Here is an 18,188-nt window from a genome sequence, read left to right on the forward strand (position 1 = left end):
GACTATTAATAATGCAAAGAAAACTATGGGAATAACTATATAGGAAAAAACTGGACAGTTTATTAATATTGTTGATATGGCATATGGTCACTTCACTCACGATGCTCGTTTAAAAGCATTGCTGATTCCAGTTGAATCATACATTCCAAGTAGATCCGGTTTATACATTAGTAGTGAAAATAGTTTGAGACTAAAAAGGCGATGGAATACCATCGCCAAATAATTTTGTCAAAATAATGATGTAAAGTGCTAACCTAGCCTAATAATTCAAGAATACGCATGGCATCCTGTTGAACAAACGGCATGGTTTTCTGCATGAAATAAAGACGGTCGAACTTTTCCGGTTCTTCATTCATTAAGCGTCTTAAGTTTTGACCCAAGGTCATTCTTAAAGATGTGCCAATATTAAATTTCGAAATACGGGTTTGTTTCAATTTAATAATGTCTTCATCTCTAATTCCCGTAGTCCCATGTATTACTAACGGAATATCACCAACAACTTCAGAAATTGTTTGCAAGCGCGGATAATCGATCACAGAAGTAGGTTTAGTTAACCTATGTATATTACCTACAGCAACCGCCATAGCGTCTAAACCACTTTCTTGTGCATAGCGCTGTGCTTCACTTGGGTCTGTACTAATCGACTTAATATGATCGCGTCCTTCTTCATACGGAACCGAACCTATTTCACCTTCAACACTCACACCTACAGCATGTGCTACATTCACAACTTGTCGAGTACGTCGTATATTTTCTTCCAGAGGCAACTGTGAACCATCAAACATTACTGAACTAAAACCATGATGAATAGCTTGAAAAACGATATCTTCATCATAAGTGTGATCTAAATGAACACACACCTGAGCAGAGCTCTCTTCAGCCAATGAGACGAACATTCTTGCCAAAGTTTTAACACCCATGTAGTCAACCATGTCTTTATTTGCGGCTAATATAACTGGCTTTTTCAACTCTTCAGCTGCTTCTACAATGGCACGCGCATCTTCGTACCCAAATGCGTTAAAACATGGAACAGCATACTTGGCATCTGCCGCTTGTGGCAGTATGTCATTCAAGTTAACTAACATCTATTTCTCCTATTATTTGAATTTATTGATCATGTCTTTGATACCTGGAATGGTATGGACTTGATATTCATGGTGAGGGTCAAAGTGCTGAATTAACGATTTAGAATGTTCACCTACAATAATGGTAAAATAGTACATTTCATAACCTGGAGCTGCAACGCAAGGGTGGTATCCTTTGTCTATTGCAATAACGCTGCGATTTTTAATGTGATAAACCGGTCCGATATCATCCTCATGTTCATAGAGGAATTGAGCGCCGAAGCCTTGATCAGGATTAAAGCGGAACTGGTAAACTTCTTCATACCTTGTTTCCATGGGCGCGCGTTCCGTATCATGTTTATGTGCAGGAAAGCCTGACCAGCCCCCCGCTCCAACAGTAAATAGTTCACTCACCAATAAACGGCCTCGTTTATCAGCGTTTTTCTGGCCGAGAATGTGCTTTATCTTACGATGTGTTTTGGTAACATCGCAACCATATTGTATTTGATCACTCGCTTCAGGTGTTATTTCAAATGGCGCTAACGATTCTTCATAACGACCACCAGCGATCATCACATCTGCATTTTCTGAGACACAGATAATTTCAACCGTTGCCCCAACTTGAGCATAAACAGCCGCAGGATTACCATCCCAAACATTTTTGCGGATGCCTATATTTTCAAATAATTCTCCATCGACTTTAATGTCGCAAGTTCCGCCAGCTAGCACTACTGCTGTCTCATATGCTGCTAATTGATAACGATGGCTTTCGCCCTGTTTCAAAAATACTTGATTAAAATAAATCAGTGGCGTGGTGTCATCGTTAACATCGATAATGGCTTTGTTTTTATTGTCATAGGCGGGAATATGCTTACCCATAAGATACATCCTTAAATATGTAAATATTAAATGGCCACAGAATCAGTGACCCAGATAAATAGCGAACGAGATTGGTTTTATTGGGTACCAATCTCGACTACCCTGTTGATGCCTATTCTGAATATAATTGGAGGCTAATCACCTTCAACCTATTTATCATTTGGCAATGAAATCTTGAAGCTCCTTTAGTGTTGGCATTGCTTCTGTACAACTATCGCTAGAAACATTGATCGCCGCTGCCGCTGAGCCCATCTTGACCACAGTCTTTAATCCATAGCCATTTAGCAAAGCGTAAACAAGTGCTCCAGCAAAAGAATCACCTGCCCCGAACGGTTTCTTAACCGTGACAGGAAAAATGCCGTGTTCGAAATAATTACCGTCTCGGGTATAAACTTTGGAACCTAATTCGCCAGCCTTAATGACCACTACTTGAGTGGATTCAATCAAATAACGAGCCGCCGTTTTACCGTCATCCTTATTCCCTCGGTCTACCATATATTCCATCACATCAAACTCTTCACGATTACCAATAACAATGTCTGACAAACTTGCCGCCAGCTGATAATAAAGTGCAGAATCTTCTGGAGAATTCCAAGAGTAAGCTCGATAATCGATATCTAACACCACAAGGGTGCCCGCACGGCGAGCATAATCAATTGCTAATAAAGTCGCCTCACGCGATGGACTAGAGGAAAGTGCCGTACCTGTGACAATCAAAGCTTTAGCAGAAGCTATATAGGCAGGATCAATTTGTTTCGCATTCAAAGAAAGATCTGCTGCGTTATTACGATAAATAACCACTTCACAGTCGTACGCTTTCATTTCAGTGATCGCAAGACTCGTTCTTGAGCCAGATTTATCCACGGCCACGCCTTGTAAATCAACTCCCATACTTTCAAGATAAGTACAGACAAACTTTCCTAAACCATCATCAGATACGCTGCTGATCAAGCCCGGTTTCGCACCTAACTTAGCTAGTGCTACCGCAATATTTGCAGGTGAACCACCTACATACTTTTCGAAACCTGAAACATCCATCAAATCTGTGTCAGCTTCTCGAGCATATAAATCTACACCCGCACGGCCTAGGCAAATTGCATCAATAGGTCTGTCTAATGGAATATTTAAGTCTATCATTAGAATTTCACCCATTTAGCATCATCATCTGCCGATTCAACACAACGTTCTATTAATCGAACACCGTCAATACCGGCGTCAATATCTGGGTACCAAGTATTATCAATAGTCTTTTGGTCACCTTCATCTGTCGCTTTCATTACGATAGCGAAACGGCTATATAAGTTTGCCCAAGACTCGAAGAAACCTTCCGCGTGACCGCCACCAATTCGATTATGACCTACCCCAGGCTCATCTTGATAAAGGTAACCCATACCACGTTCTAGGATACGAACAGGTTCACCTTGCACTTCATAACTCAATTGATTAGGACGTTCGTCCCACCATTCAATACTAGCTTTCTCACCAATAATACGAATTTTCTGTTGATGCATAGACCCAGCGTTAACACCGCTGGCCCATAAAGTTCCCACAGCACCATTAGTAAAATTCATCATTACGTGAGCATTGTCCTCCAAAGGAGCACGTGACTTAATAAAGCTTTGACGGGTACAGCATAGTTTTTCCACTTCTAGACCCGTCATCAAGCCTGCTAAATAATATACATGGCTGCCAACATCGCCTAAGATGTAACTTGGTCCCGAAACTTCAGGGTTCATACGCCATTTAGCACCTGGACTATTTTTTTCTACTTCAGTATTGTGAAAGCCATGCGCAAATTGCATGTTAATCACTCGAACTTCTCCAATATCACCACGGCTTATCATTTCACGAGCCTGATGAATCATAGGGAATCCGGTATAACCATACATCACACCAAAAACACGATTGTTTTCTGTTGCTAATCTTTTTAAGTCTTGCGCTTCTACCACGGTGAAAGTGACAGGTTTTTCACAAATGACATGTAAGCCAGCCTCTATAGCTGCTTTAGATATCGCATAATGAGTACCATTTGGCGTAGCAATTGATACCGCTTGAATACCGTCATCACGTTTGGCTTCAGCTTCAAACAACGTTTTGTAATCCGCATAACAGCGCTCTGGGTCTACGCCTAGGCTTGTTCCAAAATCACGACAACGATCTGCATCTATATCAAACGCTCCCGCCACCAATTTAAAGTTATTATCGCGGCTTGCTCCAGATCGGTGAGCATAGCCAATTTCACTACCGCGACCGCCACCGACCATAGCCCAGCGTATTGGTTGTTCTAAACGAGTTTCTTCATTAAACATAATTATTTCCTCTTATACGCCACGACGCTGATGTGTTTTACCTTCGCTAAAACTAGCAACGGCTTTTTCTGTTCTTTCATCTCTTATCATTTCAGGCAAACCGACTTCCCACCAACAATCACAAGTTGACCATTTACTAGCATCAATATCAGTGACAATCACATAGGTACGATCTGCGGCTTTAGCTCGGGCAAAAGCAGCTTCAAAATCGGCCATGCGGGTTACTTTTTCGCTCAGTGCACCTTGAGATTCTGCATGTTTGACAAAATCAACACGTGCAACTTCATCAGTGCCACGTCGACAATCTTCAAGCAGATTATTAAATGATTCATTACCCGTATTATTTTGCAGTTTGTTAATCACCGCATAACCAGCATTATCACAGACCAAAACAATCATTTTATGACCCGCAAACACTGAGCTGTATATATCTGAATTGAGGATCATGTATGAGCCATCGCCTACTAGTACAACGACATCGTGGTCTGGGTTCGCAATTTTAGCCCCCCAACCGCCAGCAATTTCATATCCCATACAGGAAAATCCAAATTCAATATCAAATTTGGCAATTTGATTGTTCTGCCAATTCATACTTAACTCTGCTGGTAAGCCACCGGCAGCTGTTAATACAGTATCGCCTGGTTCAATTAGTCGATTAACCGCACCAACTACCTGAGCATAAGAAGCGACTTCATCACCTTTAACCTCGGCACGTTGGCTACATAGAGCCTTCCATTCATTGGCTTGCTCCAACGCTTTATCTGCCCAAGATTGTGCTGAACGCCAGTCAGCCAATTCAATATTTAGCTTGGCCATAGTGGTCTTAGCATCGGCGATCACTGGATATGAAAGGTGTTTAATGGCGTCTGACTTCGCCACATTAATGCTGATCATTTTCAATTCTGGGTCACGAAATACTGACCAAGAGCCCGTGGTGAAATCTTGTAAACGGGTACCAATAGCAATAACAACATCAGCATGGGCAGCTAAGTAATTAGCAGAATTTGAACCCGTTACTCCAAGAGGCCCACCATTCAGTGGGTTGCTTTGTAACATAGTGGCACGCCCTGCTATGGTCTCAACAACAGGAATATTATGATCACCGGCAAGTTTAGCTAGTTCATCGGTTGCTAATGAGTAATGCACACCACCACCACTGATAATCAAAGGGCGTTTAGCTTGACGTAATACTTCTACTACCTGATCTAAATCCAATTGCTCTGGCTCAGGACGACGAATACGGTGAATTTTTTCAGCAAAGAAAATCTCAGGATAATCATAAGCAATACCTTGAGTATCTTGAGGCAAGCCTATGAATGCTGGACCACAAGTGGCAGGGTCTAACATGGTGTCCAATGCCAGTGGTAAAGATTGAATTATTTGTGCAGGATGGACGATTCTATCCCAATAACGCGTTACGGCTTTAAACGAATCATTAACCGTCGTTGTTGGATTATTACTATGCTCAACTTGCTGTAGAACTGGATCAGGTAAACGGCTGGTGTAAGCGTCGCCTGCGAACATTAGTAATGGCAAACGGTTAGTATGAGCTAAACCTGCAGCAGTAATCATATTAGTAGCTCCAGGGCCGATTGACGCTGTTGCAATACCAATACGACGACGTTGGTTAGCTTTTGCATAAGCAACAGCTGCCATAGCCATTGACTGCTCATTTTGACCACGCCAAGTAGGTAATTGATCTTGTACATTTTTAAGCTGCTGACCTAAACAAGTCACATTACCATGCCCAAATATAGCAAATGAACAGCCAAATAATGGCTCTACTTTACCGTCAATTTCTATTTTCTGTGCTACGAGATACTTTACTAGCGCTTCGGCAAGTGTAAGACGTATTGTTTTCATAAATATTTACCTTTCTAATTTTTTACTGGGAGCAATAAGTCTCACTGCAGACCAACCACTCCAATTAATAATCTTTTTATACAAGTTAACGTAATCGAGACGTGACTGTTAATATGTCCCGATTAAATTTTCGCTAGGTTGCTCTTCCTATAACGGTGAGCAACACATCTAAGATCGTTTGTCTTTAAAATTTATCTTTACGATTTCTTGCGTTTTTGAGCATCAAGTAGAACGGCACCGATGATGATCATACCCTTGATAATTTGCTGCCAATATGGATCAACGCCCAGCATATTCAGTCCTTTATTCATCACACCAATAATCAAAGCGCCTACTATACACATAGGTACAGAGCCAACGCCGCCAGCAAGTGATACACCACCAATAACCGCTGCTGCGATAGCATCAAGTTCCCACATATTTCCGAAAGTTGGGTTACCTGCAAAGGCTCTAGAAGTAAGCATTGCACCAGCAAGACCCGCTAATACACCACATAAAACATATACTTTTACCAAGGTGATCTCGACATTGACACCGCAAATTCTTGCCGTATTCACATTGCCACCAATTGCATAAACGTGACGACCAAAAGTTCGTCTGCTCATCATCGTATGACAAGCAATGGCAACTATGATGTAAATAATAACCAAACCAGGAATACCAAACACGGATGTGCCGGCAATAGAAGTGAACGCTTAAGAGCTAGCATCAACAGGACGGCCATCACTAAATAATTGAGCAAAACCTCGAGCCGCGGTCATCATTCCCAACGTTGCAATGAACGGAGGTATTCGGCCATAAGCGGTAATCGTTCCGTTTATTAAACCGCAGAACCCACCTACGAACATAGCGCCACCAAAAGCAACAAGAGTCATCCCATACCCTTCGCTACCAGTAACTATCGTAGCCCCAACGACTGAAGCCAAAGCAACAATTGAACCCGTCGATAAATCAATACCTGCAGTGACAATCGCAAAAGTTACACCGATGGCAATAATGCCGAACATAGAAACCTGTTCGAGAATACTAAAAATGTTCCGAAAAGAAGCAAAACCCTCAATGTTGAATGATAAGACGGTAAAGAGCAGGACCAGTATCAGCACCATCCCGTATTTATTAAAAAAAGCCGAATAATTAATATCTCGGACAGCATTTGTTGTAGTAGCTATCATTGTCCTACTTCCTCAAGTTTAAAATTTGATTGTTCGTGTTGATTAGAATTTTCGTTATTATGTGAATGTTCAAGCGCTTGCTCAGCAGTATCACCTGCCGCCATCTCAAGAATAATTTCCTGAGTAGCATCGGCACGGTCAACAATGCCACTTTCACGCCCTTCTGCCATAACCATAATGCGGTCACTCAACGCCAAGAGTTCTAACATTTCTGATGAAATAATAACGATGGCTTTACCTGCTTTGGCTAACTCTATTATTAATTTATAGATCTCAGCTTTAGCACCAACATCTATTCCTTTAGTTGGTTCATCAAGGATCAATATTTCAGGCTCTAACAACAACCAGCGGGCAATAAGGACCTTTTGTTGATTACCACCAGATAAGTTTTCGATGATAGTATCTACCGACGGTGTTTTTATTCTCAACTGATCTTTCTTTTCATTAGCTACAGCCGAGGCTAACCTATTAGAAACCAGACTATTTTCCAAATATGGCAACAAATCAGGCATGATCATGTTATCGGTAACACTCATATTCAGCATTAAGCCCGTTTTCTTTCTATCTTCAGTCACAAATCCAATACGATGCTTGATTGCATCCATCGGCTTTTCAATAACAACTTTTTCTCCATGAATGAACAACTCACCGGACTCTGCCGGCTCATAACCAAAAATAGCTTCAACAACTTCACTACGTCCCGAACCGACCAAACCTGCGATGCCAAAAACCTCACCTTTTCTTACCGTAAAGTTGATGTCTTCAAACTTACCTGGCAGAGTTAGGTTTTTTACCTCTAACAACGTTTCACCAATTTCAACCGTTTCGCGAGTGAACATCTCGTTCATTTCACGACCCACCATCATATTGATCATTTCTTCTTTAGTAATATCAGCAGTATTCTTAGTACCTATATACTCTCCATCACGGATCACCGAGACTTCGTCACACAATTCAAACACTTCACCCAGTTTATGAGAAATGTAAATAATCGCGATGCCACGTTCTTGTACTTTTCTCACAATCGTGTACAACCGATGAACTTCTGCTTCAGTCAACGCAGTTGTCGGTTCATCCATAATGATAATTTTTGCATCATAGGAAACCGCTGTAGCAATCGCCAATAGTTGTGCTTTAGCGACGGAAACTTCAGACATCAATTCTTCAACTTTCATCGGGATGCCAAGTTCTTCTAACACTTTATTGGTCTCAGCGTTCATTCGCTTTTGATCCATTAAGATGCCTTTAGTAAACTCTCTCCCCAGAAAGAAGTTATCAGCAACAGACAAGTTTGCTGATGGACTAATTTCCTGGGGAACCATTGCTAAACCCGAACGAATGGCATCAATCGGAGCGGCAGGTTGAAACGGTTTACCATCTAAAAGAACCACTCCACCTGGATCGGGAGTATAAATTCCATAAAGAATCTTCATCAGTGTCGACTTACCGGCACCATTCTCTCCCATAAGCGCATGTATGCTGCCCTTACGAATACGTAGATTGACATTATCTAAAGCTTTAACCCCAGGAAAGGTCTTGCTTACATTTTTCATTTCTAAAATATAATTTGAGTTATTCACAGGTTTTCTTCTTTTTATCGAATAGGTTATGGTAAATTACGACCGTACTTTTTTGAGTCAATCGAACCTCTGTTAATCATTTGCTCACCGAGGAAAATACCTTTACCAGACCATATTAATGGAGGGCAATACTTGCCCCCCGGCTCAGATTAATACTTTAATAGATATGCATCTTTTTGTGCTTTGTCGACCAGTTCAAAATCAATCCAGTTCATTTTCTTAACCTTTTGACCTTTCGCTAGTTTGTAGGCAATTTCAGCACCTCCAAAACCTTGACCTTTTGCACTTTGAAATACGGTAGTGTCAAGCCCTTTACCTAAATATTCCAAAGCATCTGGCGTAGCATCAACACCTGAAATGATCAAATCTGCATCTGTTTTCCCAGATTTTCTAGCGGCTAATAATGCACCAATTGCCATTTCGTCATTGTTTGCCACAATCACATTAATTTCAGGGTGTGCTTGCAGTAAATCTTCAACAATTTGTAGTGCTTTAGCGCGATCCCAACGTCCTTCTTGCTCTGCAACAATTTTAATATTTGGATATTTTGCAAATACTTGCTTATTACCTTCAGTGCGGTTGATTTGTGCTTCGTGACCCAATGCGCCTAACAATAGTGCAACATGAGCTGGTCTTCCGTCGAGTAGACCAACCACACTTTCAGCTTGAAGAATGCCAGCTTGAATAGACTCTGAACCTACATAGGCATCAATCTTTTGCATGGTTTTTTCGTCAGGAACTCGATTAACAATAACTAAGGGGATACCTGCACGATTTGCTTTGCTGGCGATAGGTTTGACTATAGAGACATCGGTAGGCACAACTAATAGCGCATCTACCCCTGAATCTATAAAGTTATCGACATCATTTAACATCTTGCCTGGATCTTCATTCGCATCAGTCAATTTGATTACAACATCATCATGTTTATTGTCAAAATCACGAACACCTTCAAAAAGGTAACTCATCCATTTATCGGCAAAAGACGGCATTGGGGCGCCAATAACCAATGAATCGGCTAAGGCTATGTTTGAAGTGGTAGTGAGTATTACAGCGGCCAATAAGGTTTTTTTCATCGTTTTTATCATTTTTTTTTCCTTTTTTGCTTTGCTTGAATATCTACGTAGTTACACTACGCAGTTCTAATAAAAAAATTATAAATATCAATTTTTTATCATTGATTAACGAGTTATAATTCTTTCGGTATACTTCGTAAATAAACTGAAAAATGTAATGTCCCAACTACTAATTAGTTATCATTTTCAGAACTTCATTAATCAAACATAGCAATTAAAAACCCCTATTGCAAGCGCTTGCATTCAGTTTATAACGATACCTATAAAAATCAATTAGTAATGTCATCCCAGTTCTTTCATCTATGTAAGACGTATTTTTGTTAATAAAAATGTCACTGCCTCTATTTATTTTTATCCTTAAATAGCAGATACAGCTGGCGTCACCTCCAATTAGATTGCATGAAAAAAATTGACACTGACAGCTAAACTTAGATTCAGCGTAGGTGTATACGAGGGAAAGGAAGATAAACAAGCAGACGAGGATTACAATCAATAAGTTGCTCTAATGGCATTAACCTCATTCTAACGACAAAGCAAATACACCAACACGTCGCAACATTAAAAGCACGATTAAATGATACAACGGAAATCAACCTAGTCATTACAAGAGTAATAATCTTTCGAGATTGCCTCTGCAGCTATTTGTTGGCTATTTATACAAGGTAGAGTCTTTTTCATGTGGTATTTCAATACAATATGATCCTGCATTGTCTAATAGGCTATATCCATTTAGCATCATATAAAAAAGCGATAACACCGAAAAAACGACCAAAAAATGCTGTACGAAGGATTTAGCTAAAAGCAAAGATAACTCTTTGTTGAGTAGTTTTTGCTTAGAGTGACTAGGCTGCACACTACTCGCCACGATTAAAACGCTTTCCCCTTATTCAAGGGACGAATAAAATTTAACCGCTAAAGATCAACTGCCCCTAATAAAGAATATAAAAAATTTAGTATTTTCAAAATAATAAAGGTCATATTTTAAGAGATTAACCCGTTGAAATTAACAAGAGTACTTACGATAAACTAAGTTATTTACTTTCTTCAATAAATGTATATACGCAAGCCTATATAGTTCACATTAATAAAGAGCAAGATTCGAGTAATCGATATGTGCGCAGAACAGATGATCATTTACTCTTTTATTTTTATTCTCAATCAAGCGATGCAAGCGCTTGCAACCATTAGTTAGTCTTGTTACTGTTTTTATTCTAAACATTAAATAAACTCTGTTTAATCTAAACAATCCAGTCTTAACATCCAAATGGTGGTATCTATGAATTTGACCGTAGCAATGAAAATTATTGGTGGCTTTACCATTGTTTCAATTTTTTTAATAGTAATCAGTGGTATTTCATTGGTTAACCTCAACACAATTCAAGAGTCGACAAAAAAACAAAATGAATTAGCTATCCCTACTTTGATGGGTAGTACAGAACTTAAAAATAAACTAACTCGGCTAGGCGACTTGGTATTACTTGGTTATTACCAAACTAATTTAGCTCAATTATCAGAGCACAAAAAAGAGTTCAAATCTGCTCAATCTCATTTTGAGTCGGCCCAAAATAAACTTAAAATCATTGTCCAAAAAGAGCCGCTGTTATTATCAAATTTAAACAACTTAGTGGGTAGTTATGACTCTATACATAATAATGTGAACGATGTTTTTAAATACCGTAAAGTAGCTATAGAGCAAAAAAGTGCTTTAACTGAAAAGGTAAGTTATTTAAAAGAGAAGGCTGTTGAAGTTGAAACTCTATTACTTGAGATTTCTTACCATGATTTGGCCAATAGTAAATTGCAAAGAGCTATTAATTTAGGTAAGAATATTGAAATATTATTGAATACTCTAGTCAGCACTAGTTTTGAATATCGAATTGCCACAGACAGTTCAGAAGTAAATCAATTACAATCTAGCATATCAAGAAACTTTAATAACCTAGTTAGCAACATGAACATTGAACTTAGCGAACTGCTCCTAAACAACGTAAATGGTGTCGCTGAGGACTTAACCAAAGAGTTTAATGAACTAAAAAAGCTATTAGCAAGTACAAATGGTATTTTTTATAATAAACATGCTCAACTTAACGCTATAGATAGTGCGACAAAAAAGCTCGATGCTTCGCTAAACGATATAAATTTAGCCAATGATATATTGGAAAAGCAACTTATTCTAGCTAATGAAACCACAATCCGCGCGAGTGCCAGAGTTGATGATTCAGTATCAAGCGGTAACACAGAGATAATAATTATCATGATAGTATCTATCATCAGCGCCATTGTTATCACACGTATGACAGTTATTAGTATTACTCGCCCTTTAAGTCGAGTGAATAAAATGCTCAATATTGTTGCTTCAGGAAATCTATCGCAAAAGCTTGATGAAAGTGGTACCGATGAATTCGCCCGACTCTCTATAAACTGTAATGTATTAATTAATAGTTTAAGAAATCTAATTCAAAGTATTGTTAGTCGTTCAATACAACTTGCTGCTGCTGCTGAGCAAACATCAGCAGTAACCTCCCAAAGTACCGTTGCTATTAAGGAACAACTTGCTCAAGTTGAACAAGTGGCATTATCAACCACAGAAATGAGCAGAACAGCACAAAGTGTATTGTCTGGTGCTAATGACGCTCTAGGAGAAATCAAGCAAGCTGATGATGAGGCAGAACGGGTTAAAGACATTTCAGAAAGAAACAGAAAAACAATTGAATTACTTGCTGTTCAAGTAGAGAACGCTTCACAAGTTATCAACCAACTACAGCAAGATAGTGCTTCTATCGGCGGTATTATTGACGTAATTAGAGGTATCGCAGATCAAACTAATTTACTGGCACTAAATGCAGCCATAGAAGCGGCCAGAGCCGGTGAACAAGGGCGAGGTTTTGCTGTTGTTGCTGACGAAGTTAGAACGCTGGCAAGCCGAACGCAGGAGTCAACAGAAGAAATTCAAACAATGATTATTGCTTTACAAAACGGCGCTAAAGAAGCCGTTTCAGCAATGAATACCGGTAAAAAACAAACCGTGAATTGCGTTGAACAAAGTGAAGAAGCAGATAGAGCATTAGAAACAATTATTCATGCAGTACACAGAGCGCATGATCGTAGTTGTCAAATTGCAACTACCGCTGAGGATCAAAACGCAGTCGCTCATGAAATTAACACTAGCTTAGAATCCATAGTGGCCATTGCAGAGCAAACTAACACTGGGTCGCAACAAACTACGATAGCAAGTATGGAAGTAGCAAAGCTTTCAGAAGAATTACAACAATCGGTACAAGAATTTAAATTGTGATATTAACGTCGATAAAATGAGGTAACTGTTAACGTAACAAACCATTAATAGCTGCTTAGCTTGAGATGATCTGCGCCCATGTATTTGGATACCTCGTTAAGAGAGAAAACTCACTTAACGAGGTAAACTATGATAGCTAATAAACCCCGTAAACACCATTTTGATCATTCAGAATCTAGGCCTAGAGGTATAGATGTAACCTTACATTCTTTCGATTAGTGCAGCTATTCCCTGTCCGCCACCAATACACATGGTGATCACCGCATATTTACCTTGAACTCGTTGCAGTTCATGTATGGCTTTAACAGTAATTAATGCCCCTGTTGCACCAATAGGATGACCTAAAGAAATTCCTGATCCATTCGGATTAACTTTTTCCATATCCAATTTTAGATCACGACATACCTCTAATGCTTGCGAAGCAAAAGCTTCATTAACTTCCCAAATGTCAATATCATCTTTACTAACACCGGTTTTTTCCAATAACTTATTTACCGCGGGTATCGGACCAATTCCCATAATTTCAGGTGCTACACCAGCAAAAGCATAACCCACTAATTTAGCTAGAGGTTTCAAACCATTGGCTTTGGCATATTCACTATCAGCCATAACAACAACAGCGGCAGCATCATTAATACCTGAAGCATTACCAGCAGTTACTGTTCCGTCTTTTTTAAATGCAGGGCGAAGTTTCTCCATATCAGCAAGAGTACAGTCATAACGTACATGTTCGTCAGTATTGTATTGCGTAATGCCTTTGCGAGACTTAAGTTCAACAGGTACTATTTGGTCACCGAAGCGATTTTCTTCAATCGCGCGCTGAGCACGACGATGTGATTCAACAGCTGCTGTATCTTGCTCTGCGCGAGTTATTCCCCACTTTTCTGCAACATTCTCAGCCGTAATCCCCATATGAGTATCACCAATAGGACATGTTAATGCGCCCACCATAGGATCAACCATTTGTGCATCACCCATTTTGCTACCAAAACGTGTTGACGGACTCCAATAAGGTGCTCGTGTCATTGACTCAGCACCACCAGCAACGGCCAAATCACAGTCATCTAACAACAATAATTGTGCAGCTGATATAATAGCTTGTAATCCTGAACCACATAACCGATTTACCGTTAAAGAAGGAGTAGATTCTGGTAATCCACCTTTTAAAGCAGCAGTTCTGCTCATATACATATCGCGACGGTCTGTATGAACTACATTACCAATAACACAATGCCCAACATCTTCACTATTTGCCCCTGAACGTTTAACCGCCTCTGCAACCATTTGACCAGCAAGATCTGTTGGTGCAACTCCTTTTAATGAACCACCAAAATCAGCAATAGCTGTACGAACACCACTTAAAAAAACAACTTCACGTTTTGACATTTAATTCTCTCTTTTTAATAGGTAATAAATCAGACATTTAATTAAAACAATGATTAAAACTGCATTTCAGGCACATGTTCAGGTACAACTAACTCACCTGCAGTTAGTTTTATTATTTCTTCAACAGAAACCCCTGGTGCACGCTCTAGCAAATGAAACTTACCAGCCTTAATTTCGATAAACGCTAAATCAGTTAGTACTTTCTTTATACACCCCTTCCCTGTTAACGGTAACGTACATTCGCTTAATAATTTTGATACGCCATGTTTCGAAGCATGAGTCATAGTGACAATGATATTATCGGCTCCCGCTACCAAATCCATAGCACCTCCCATGCCCTTTATTAATTTACCTGGGATCATGTAAGACGCAATACTTCCCTGACTATCAACTTCGAAGGCTCCAAGAACAGTTAAATCCACATGACCTCCTCGTATCATGGCAAATGAGTCTGCAGAGTTGAATATTGATGCTCCCGTAGCCATTGTTACGGTTTGTTTACCTGCATTGATTAGATCTGCATCAATTTCATCTTCAGTAGGAAATTGTCCCATTCCCAATAATCCGTTCTCTGATTGCAACATTACTTCGATCCCCTCAGGGACGTAATTGGCAACTAAGGTTGGAATACCAATACCTAAATTAACGTAATAACCATCTTTTAATTCTTTCGCTACACGTTGTGCAAGCTGCTCTCTTGAAAGTGCCATAATATCCTGCTTTTATTAAAGTTATTGGTTAGAACGAATAGTACGTTGTTCAATTGTTTTTTCGAATGACCCTTGAATTAATCGATTCACATAAATTCCTGGTGTATGAATTTCGTCTGGATCTAACTCTCCTGGCTGTACTATCTCTTCAACTTCAACAACTGTTATTTTTCCTGCTGTAGCTACCATAGGATTAAAGTTACGTGCTGTTTTTCTAAAGACCAAATTACCATATGTATCGGCTTTCCATGCTTTCACCAATGCAAAGTCGCCTGTCACAGCTTCTTCTAGAATATACTTTCGTCCATTGAACTCACGAACTTCTTTACCTTCGGCGACTGGTGTTCCAAAACCTGTGGCAGTATAAAAGGCAGGAATCCCTGCGCCTCCAGCACGGATTTTCTCGGCTAAGGTACCTTGAGGGGTTAATTCGACGTCAAGTTCTCCGGCCATCATTTGTGCTTCAAAGTTTGCATTTTCGCCAACATAGGACGCTACCATTTTTTTAATTTGTCGCTCTAATAGTAATACCCCTAAACCATGATCAGTGGTTCCGCAATTGTTTGAAACCACCGTCAAATTCTTTGTTCCTTTTCTTTTTATTTCTTTGATTAGGTTTTCAGGTATACCACAAAGACCAAAGCCACCTGCAATAATGGTCATACCATCGGTTAATCCCGTCATTGCCTCTTCGTAACTACCTACTACTTTGTTAAAACCTGACATTAAGTATCTCCTTAGCTATTATTTTTTGATATTTCTATTAAAGAAACCGTATTACAGCATCCTATATGCCTTTATATTTAACAAATTGATTTTTTTCATTGATTGATTTATATTTTAAATAAATAAACTTTTAAACTAGTCGATTTAACTTTATTAGATGATAACGAATGAATATTACAATTAAACATATGCGTGGTTTTCTCGCTGTAGCCCAAACACGTAGTTTTGCCGAAGCGAGTGAGTTAATACATTTATCTCAGCCTGCACTGAGTATTACGATTAAAAATTTAGAAGAAAGCATTGGTGGCCAACTGTTTATTCGAACCACGAGGAGTTTAGCTTTAACGCCCGAAGGAAGAACATTTCTTCCCGTAGCAAAACGTTTGTTAGCGGACTGGGATAGCGCCTTTAATGATCTCAATAATTTATTTTTGCTCAATAGAGGTAATTTAACAGTTGCAGCAATGCCGTCTTTTGCCAGCACGGTTTTACCTACACATTTAAATACTTTTCATCAATTACATCCCTCAATTAATATTAAAGTTCACGATGTTATCGCTGAAGACGCTGTCGCTTTGGTAAGAAGTGGTAAAGTTGAATTGGCTATTTCGTTTGATCCAGGAGAGTCTGAGGATCTATTGTTTGAACCCCTATTTACCGATAATTTTGTCGCTGCTCTGCCAAAACAACATCCATTATTAAATCAATCAGAGATCACTTGGCAAGCTTTTGAAAAATTACCTTTTATTACTTTGCAACGTCCGTCTAATATACGAAATTTGATCGATAATGCCTTGTTAGAGCAAGACATTGTGTTAAATATTGAATTTGAAACTAATCAATTAGCAACCATAGGTCAAATGGTCGCAACAGGACTTGGCGTAAGTGCAATGCCTTCACTATCCATTGAACAATTACGTTCAATGGATGTTGAGTGTCGCCGATTGGTTTCACCAGTAGTGAGCCGACGAGTGGGAATAATAACTAAGCATCGTAGTCAATTATCCACACCTACAGCTAAGTTTAAACAACTAGTGCAGCAAAGTTATTTAGCAGATTGATTGAGGAATAAATTGAGCGATTATACTGTTCAATTAGAAAACACCAAATTCCGAGTTCATAAGAGAGATATCAAAGCTTATATATATAAGATTTATGGCTAAAAATCTAAGGCGCTAATAAGATGGTCCGCCTCTCCTAATCTACACTTAGGGCAGACGATTAAATGAGGAGAACCATCATGTCTACTATTAACATTCTTGGAATTGATATAGAAAAATCTACCTTTCATCTCGTTGGCCATGATTCATCTGGCAGAGAAGTTTTCCGTAAAAAGTTAAGTCGCACTAAGTTAATTCTGTTTCTCGCTAATACTGAACGAACAACTGTTGCTATGGAGTCTTGTGGTGGCTCTCATTGGTTAGCAAGAAAGTGTCAAGGGTTTGGGCATAAAGCACTACTAATCCCACCACAGTATGTTAAACCTTATGTCAAAACAAACAAAAATGATTTCATTGATGCTGATGCCATAGCCGAAGCAGCTACCCGACCTTCTATGCGCTTTGTAAGTATTAAAACTGAATCATCTCAAGTGATATCAGTCATTCAACGAATACGTTCAAGTTACCTAAAAGACAGAACAGCCTGCATGTCCCGTATCGGGTCAATTTTATTAGAGTTTGGTATGAGCTTTCCAAAGTCTCACGACAAAATGAAAGCAATATTCCAATGGAGGATAGCTGAACATGGTGAGCCAATACCACCGTTGTTGCTTTTAGAATTAAGAGACCATCATGACTATTACTTGAAACTTAATCAGCTTATTTTGACTCAAGATAAAAAACTCAAAGATATAGTCGACCATGACGAACGTGCTCAACTACTCAAAACGATACCTGGAGTGGGAAACCTAACCGCTAGCCGTTGCTTATCTGATATTAGTAACGCCGCTGACTTTAAAAATGGGAGGCACTTAGCCGCTTGGATTGGCTTGGTTCCACGTCAGTTTTCAACGGGAGGAAAGCCAAGGTTACTCGGTATAAGTAAACGAGGGAATAAAGGCCTACGAGAATTATTTATTCACGGTGCAAGAGCTGTGCTTGTAAGGCCAAAAAAAGCTGTCGCTATC

The 18,188-nt window shown here is 39.4% G+C and carries 13 protein-coding genes and 1 pseudogene; 3 read left to right on the top strand and 11 right to left on the bottom strand.

Annotated features, from left to right (window positions below; genetic code table 11):
* Positions 1–254: 254 nt before the first annotated feature.
* The 8 genes and pseudogenes from ESZ36_RS20530 to ESZ36_RS20565 form a co-directional block, all read right to left on the bottom strand.
* The gene (locus ESZ36_RS20530) at positions 255–1,085 is read right to left on the bottom strand and encodes a class II fructose-bisphosphate aldolase (protein WP_146791337.1); all 831 of its coding nucleotides are present in this window, start codon (positions 1,083–1,085) and stop codon (positions 255–257) included.
* 12 nt (positions 1,086–1,097) lie between these two features.
* On the bottom strand, positions 1,098–1,943 hold the full coding sequence (locus ESZ36_RS20535) for a 5-deoxy-glucuronate isomerase (RefSeq protein ID WP_146791339.1): 846 nt from the start codon (positions 1,941–1,943) through the stop codon (positions 1,098–1,100).
* Between the two features lie 156 nt (positions 1,944–2,099).
* Positions 2,100–3,080: a 5-dehydro-2-deoxygluconokinase gene (gene iolC, locus ESZ36_RS20540; protein WP_146791341.1), complete on the bottom strand. Its 981-nt coding sequence runs from the start codon at positions 3,078–3,080 to the stop codon at positions 2,100–2,102.
* Positions 3,080–4,252, bottom strand: coding sequence for a Gfo/Idh/MocA family protein (locus ESZ36_RS20545; protein WP_146791343.1), 1,173 nt, complete (start codon positions 4,250–4,252; stop codon positions 3,080–3,082). Before ESZ36_RS20545 ends, iolC begins: the two co-directional genes overlap by 1 nt.
* A 12-nt stretch (positions 4,253–4,264) precedes the next feature.
* Positions 4,265–6,115: a 3D-(3,5/4)-trihydroxycyclohexane-1,2-dione acylhydrolase (decyclizing) gene (gene iolD, locus ESZ36_RS20550; RefSeq protein WP_146791345.1), complete on the bottom strand. Its 1,851-nt coding sequence runs from the start codon at positions 6,113–6,115 to the stop codon at positions 4,265–4,267.
* Positions 6,116–6,312: 197 nt separating this feature from the next.
* A pseudogene (locus ESZ36_RS23015) lies at positions 6,313–7,287 on the bottom strand (ABC transporter permease).
* The gene (locus ESZ36_RS20560) at positions 7,284–8,840 is read right to left on the bottom strand and encodes a sugar ABC transporter ATP-binding protein (protein WP_146791374.1); all 1,557 of its coding nucleotides are present in this window, start codon (positions 8,838–8,840) and stop codon (positions 7,284–7,286) included. Before ESZ36_RS20560 ends, ESZ36_RS23015 begins: the two are co-directional and overlap by 4 nt.
* A 176-nt stretch (positions 8,841–9,016) precedes the next feature.
* Positions 9,017–9,955, bottom strand: a complete 939-nt coding sequence (locus tag ESZ36_RS20565; RefSeq protein ID WP_211357828.1) for a substrate-binding domain-containing protein — start codon at positions 9,953–9,955, stop codon at positions 9,017–9,019.
* Between the two features lie 1,264 nt (positions 9,956–11,219).
* Here ESZ36_RS20565 and ESZ36_RS20570 point away from each other — a divergent pair.
* Complete coding sequence (locus tag ESZ36_RS20570; protein WP_146791346.1) at positions 11,220–13,238, top strand: HAMP domain-containing methyl-accepting chemotaxis protein; 2,019 nt, start codon at positions 11,220–11,222, stop codon at positions 13,236–13,238.
* Positions 13,239–13,439: 201 nt separating this feature from the next.
* Here ESZ36_RS20570 and bktB read toward each other — a convergent pair whose 3' ends face one another.
* From bktB to ESZ36_RS20585, 3 genes are read right to left on the bottom strand one after another with little or no spacing between them, the layout of a single operon-like run.
* A complete protein-coding gene (bktB, locus tag ESZ36_RS20575) occupies positions 13,440–14,624 on the bottom strand; it encodes a beta-ketothiolase BktB (RefSeq protein WP_146791348.1) in 1,185 nt (394 codons plus the stop codon).
* Between the two features lie 53 nt (positions 14,625–14,677).
* Positions 14,678–15,334 (bottom strand): 3-oxoacid CoA-transferase subunit B, encoded by a 657-nt coding sequence (locus tag ESZ36_RS20580; RefSeq protein WP_146791350.1) that lies wholly within the window; start codon positions 15,332–15,334, stop codon positions 14,678–14,680.
* A gap of 21 nt (positions 15,335–15,355) precedes the next feature.
* Positions 15,356–16,060: a CoA transferase subunit A gene (locus ESZ36_RS20585; RefSeq protein WP_146791352.1), complete on the bottom strand. Its 705-nt coding sequence runs from the start codon at positions 16,058–16,060 to the stop codon at positions 15,356–15,358.
* Between the two features lie 167 nt (positions 16,061–16,227).
* On the opposite strand from ESZ36_RS20585, the gene ESZ36_RS20590 reads away from it, so the two are divergent.
* Both ESZ36_RS20590 and ESZ36_RS20595 read left to right on the top strand, forming a co-directional pair.
* Positions 16,228–17,121 (top strand): LysR family transcriptional regulator, encoded by an 894-nt coding sequence (locus tag ESZ36_RS20590; RefSeq protein WP_146791354.1) that lies wholly within the window; start codon positions 16,228–16,230, stop codon positions 17,119–17,121.
* A 179-nt stretch (positions 17,122–17,300) separates the two neighbouring features.
* Positions 17,301–18,188 (top strand): IS110 family RNA-guided transposase (locus ESZ36_RS20595; RefSeq protein ID WP_146791356.1); only part of this gene is annotated, 888 nt, incomplete at its 3' end.

This window comes from Colwellia demingiae (assembly GCF_007954275.1).
GTDB classification, from domain to species: domain Bacteria; phylum Pseudomonadota; class Gammaproteobacteria; order Enterobacterales; family Alteromonadaceae; genus Colwellia; species Colwellia demingiae.

Bases quoted from the DNA above. Each gene is read 5' to 3' on its own strand.
- ESZ36_RS20530 (WP_146791337.1), bottom strand. From the start codon at position 1,085: ATGTTAGTTAACTTGAATGACATACTGCCACAAGCGGCAGATGCCAAG.
- ESZ36_RS20535 (WP_146791339.1), bottom strand. From the start codon at position 1,943: ATGGGTAAGCATATTCCCGCCTATGACAATAAAAACAAAGCCATTATC.
- iolC (WP_146791341.1), bottom strand. From the start codon at position 3,080: ATGATAGACTTAAATATTCCATTAGACAGACCTATTGATGCAATTTGC.
- ESZ36_RS20545 (WP_146791343.1), bottom strand. From the start codon at position 4,252: ATGTTTAATGAAGAAACTCGTTTAGAACAACCAATACGCTGGGCTATG.
- iolD (WP_146791345.1), bottom strand. From the start codon at position 6,115: ATGAAAACAATACGTCTTACACTTGCCGAAGCGCTAGTAAAGTATCTC.
- ESZ36_RS20560 (WP_146791374.1), bottom strand. From the start codon at position 8,840: ATGAAAAATGTAAGCAAGACCTTTCCTGGGGTTAAAGCTTTAGATAAT.
- ESZ36_RS20565 (WP_211357828.1), bottom strand. From the start codon at position 9,955: ATGATAAAAACGATGAAAAAAACCTTATTGGCCGCTGTAATACTCACT.
- ESZ36_RS20570 (WP_146791346.1), top strand. From the start codon at position 11,220: ATGAATTTGACCGTAGCAATGAAAATTATTGGTGGCTTTACCATTGTT.
- bktB (WP_146791348.1), bottom strand. From the start codon at position 14,624: ATGTCAAAACGTGAAGTTGTTTTTTTAAGTGGTGTTCGTACAGCTATT.
- ESZ36_RS20580 (WP_146791350.1), bottom strand. From the start codon at position 15,334: ATGGCACTTTCAAGAGAGCAGCTTGCACAACGTGTAGCGAAAGAATTA.
- ESZ36_RS20585 (WP_146791352.1), bottom strand. From the start codon at position 16,060: ATGTCAGGTTTTAACAAAGTAGTAGGTAGTTACGAAGAGGCAATGACG.
- ESZ36_RS20590 (WP_146791354.1), top strand. From the start codon at position 16,228: ATGAATATTACAATTAAACATATGCGTGGTTTTCTCGCTGTAGCCCAA.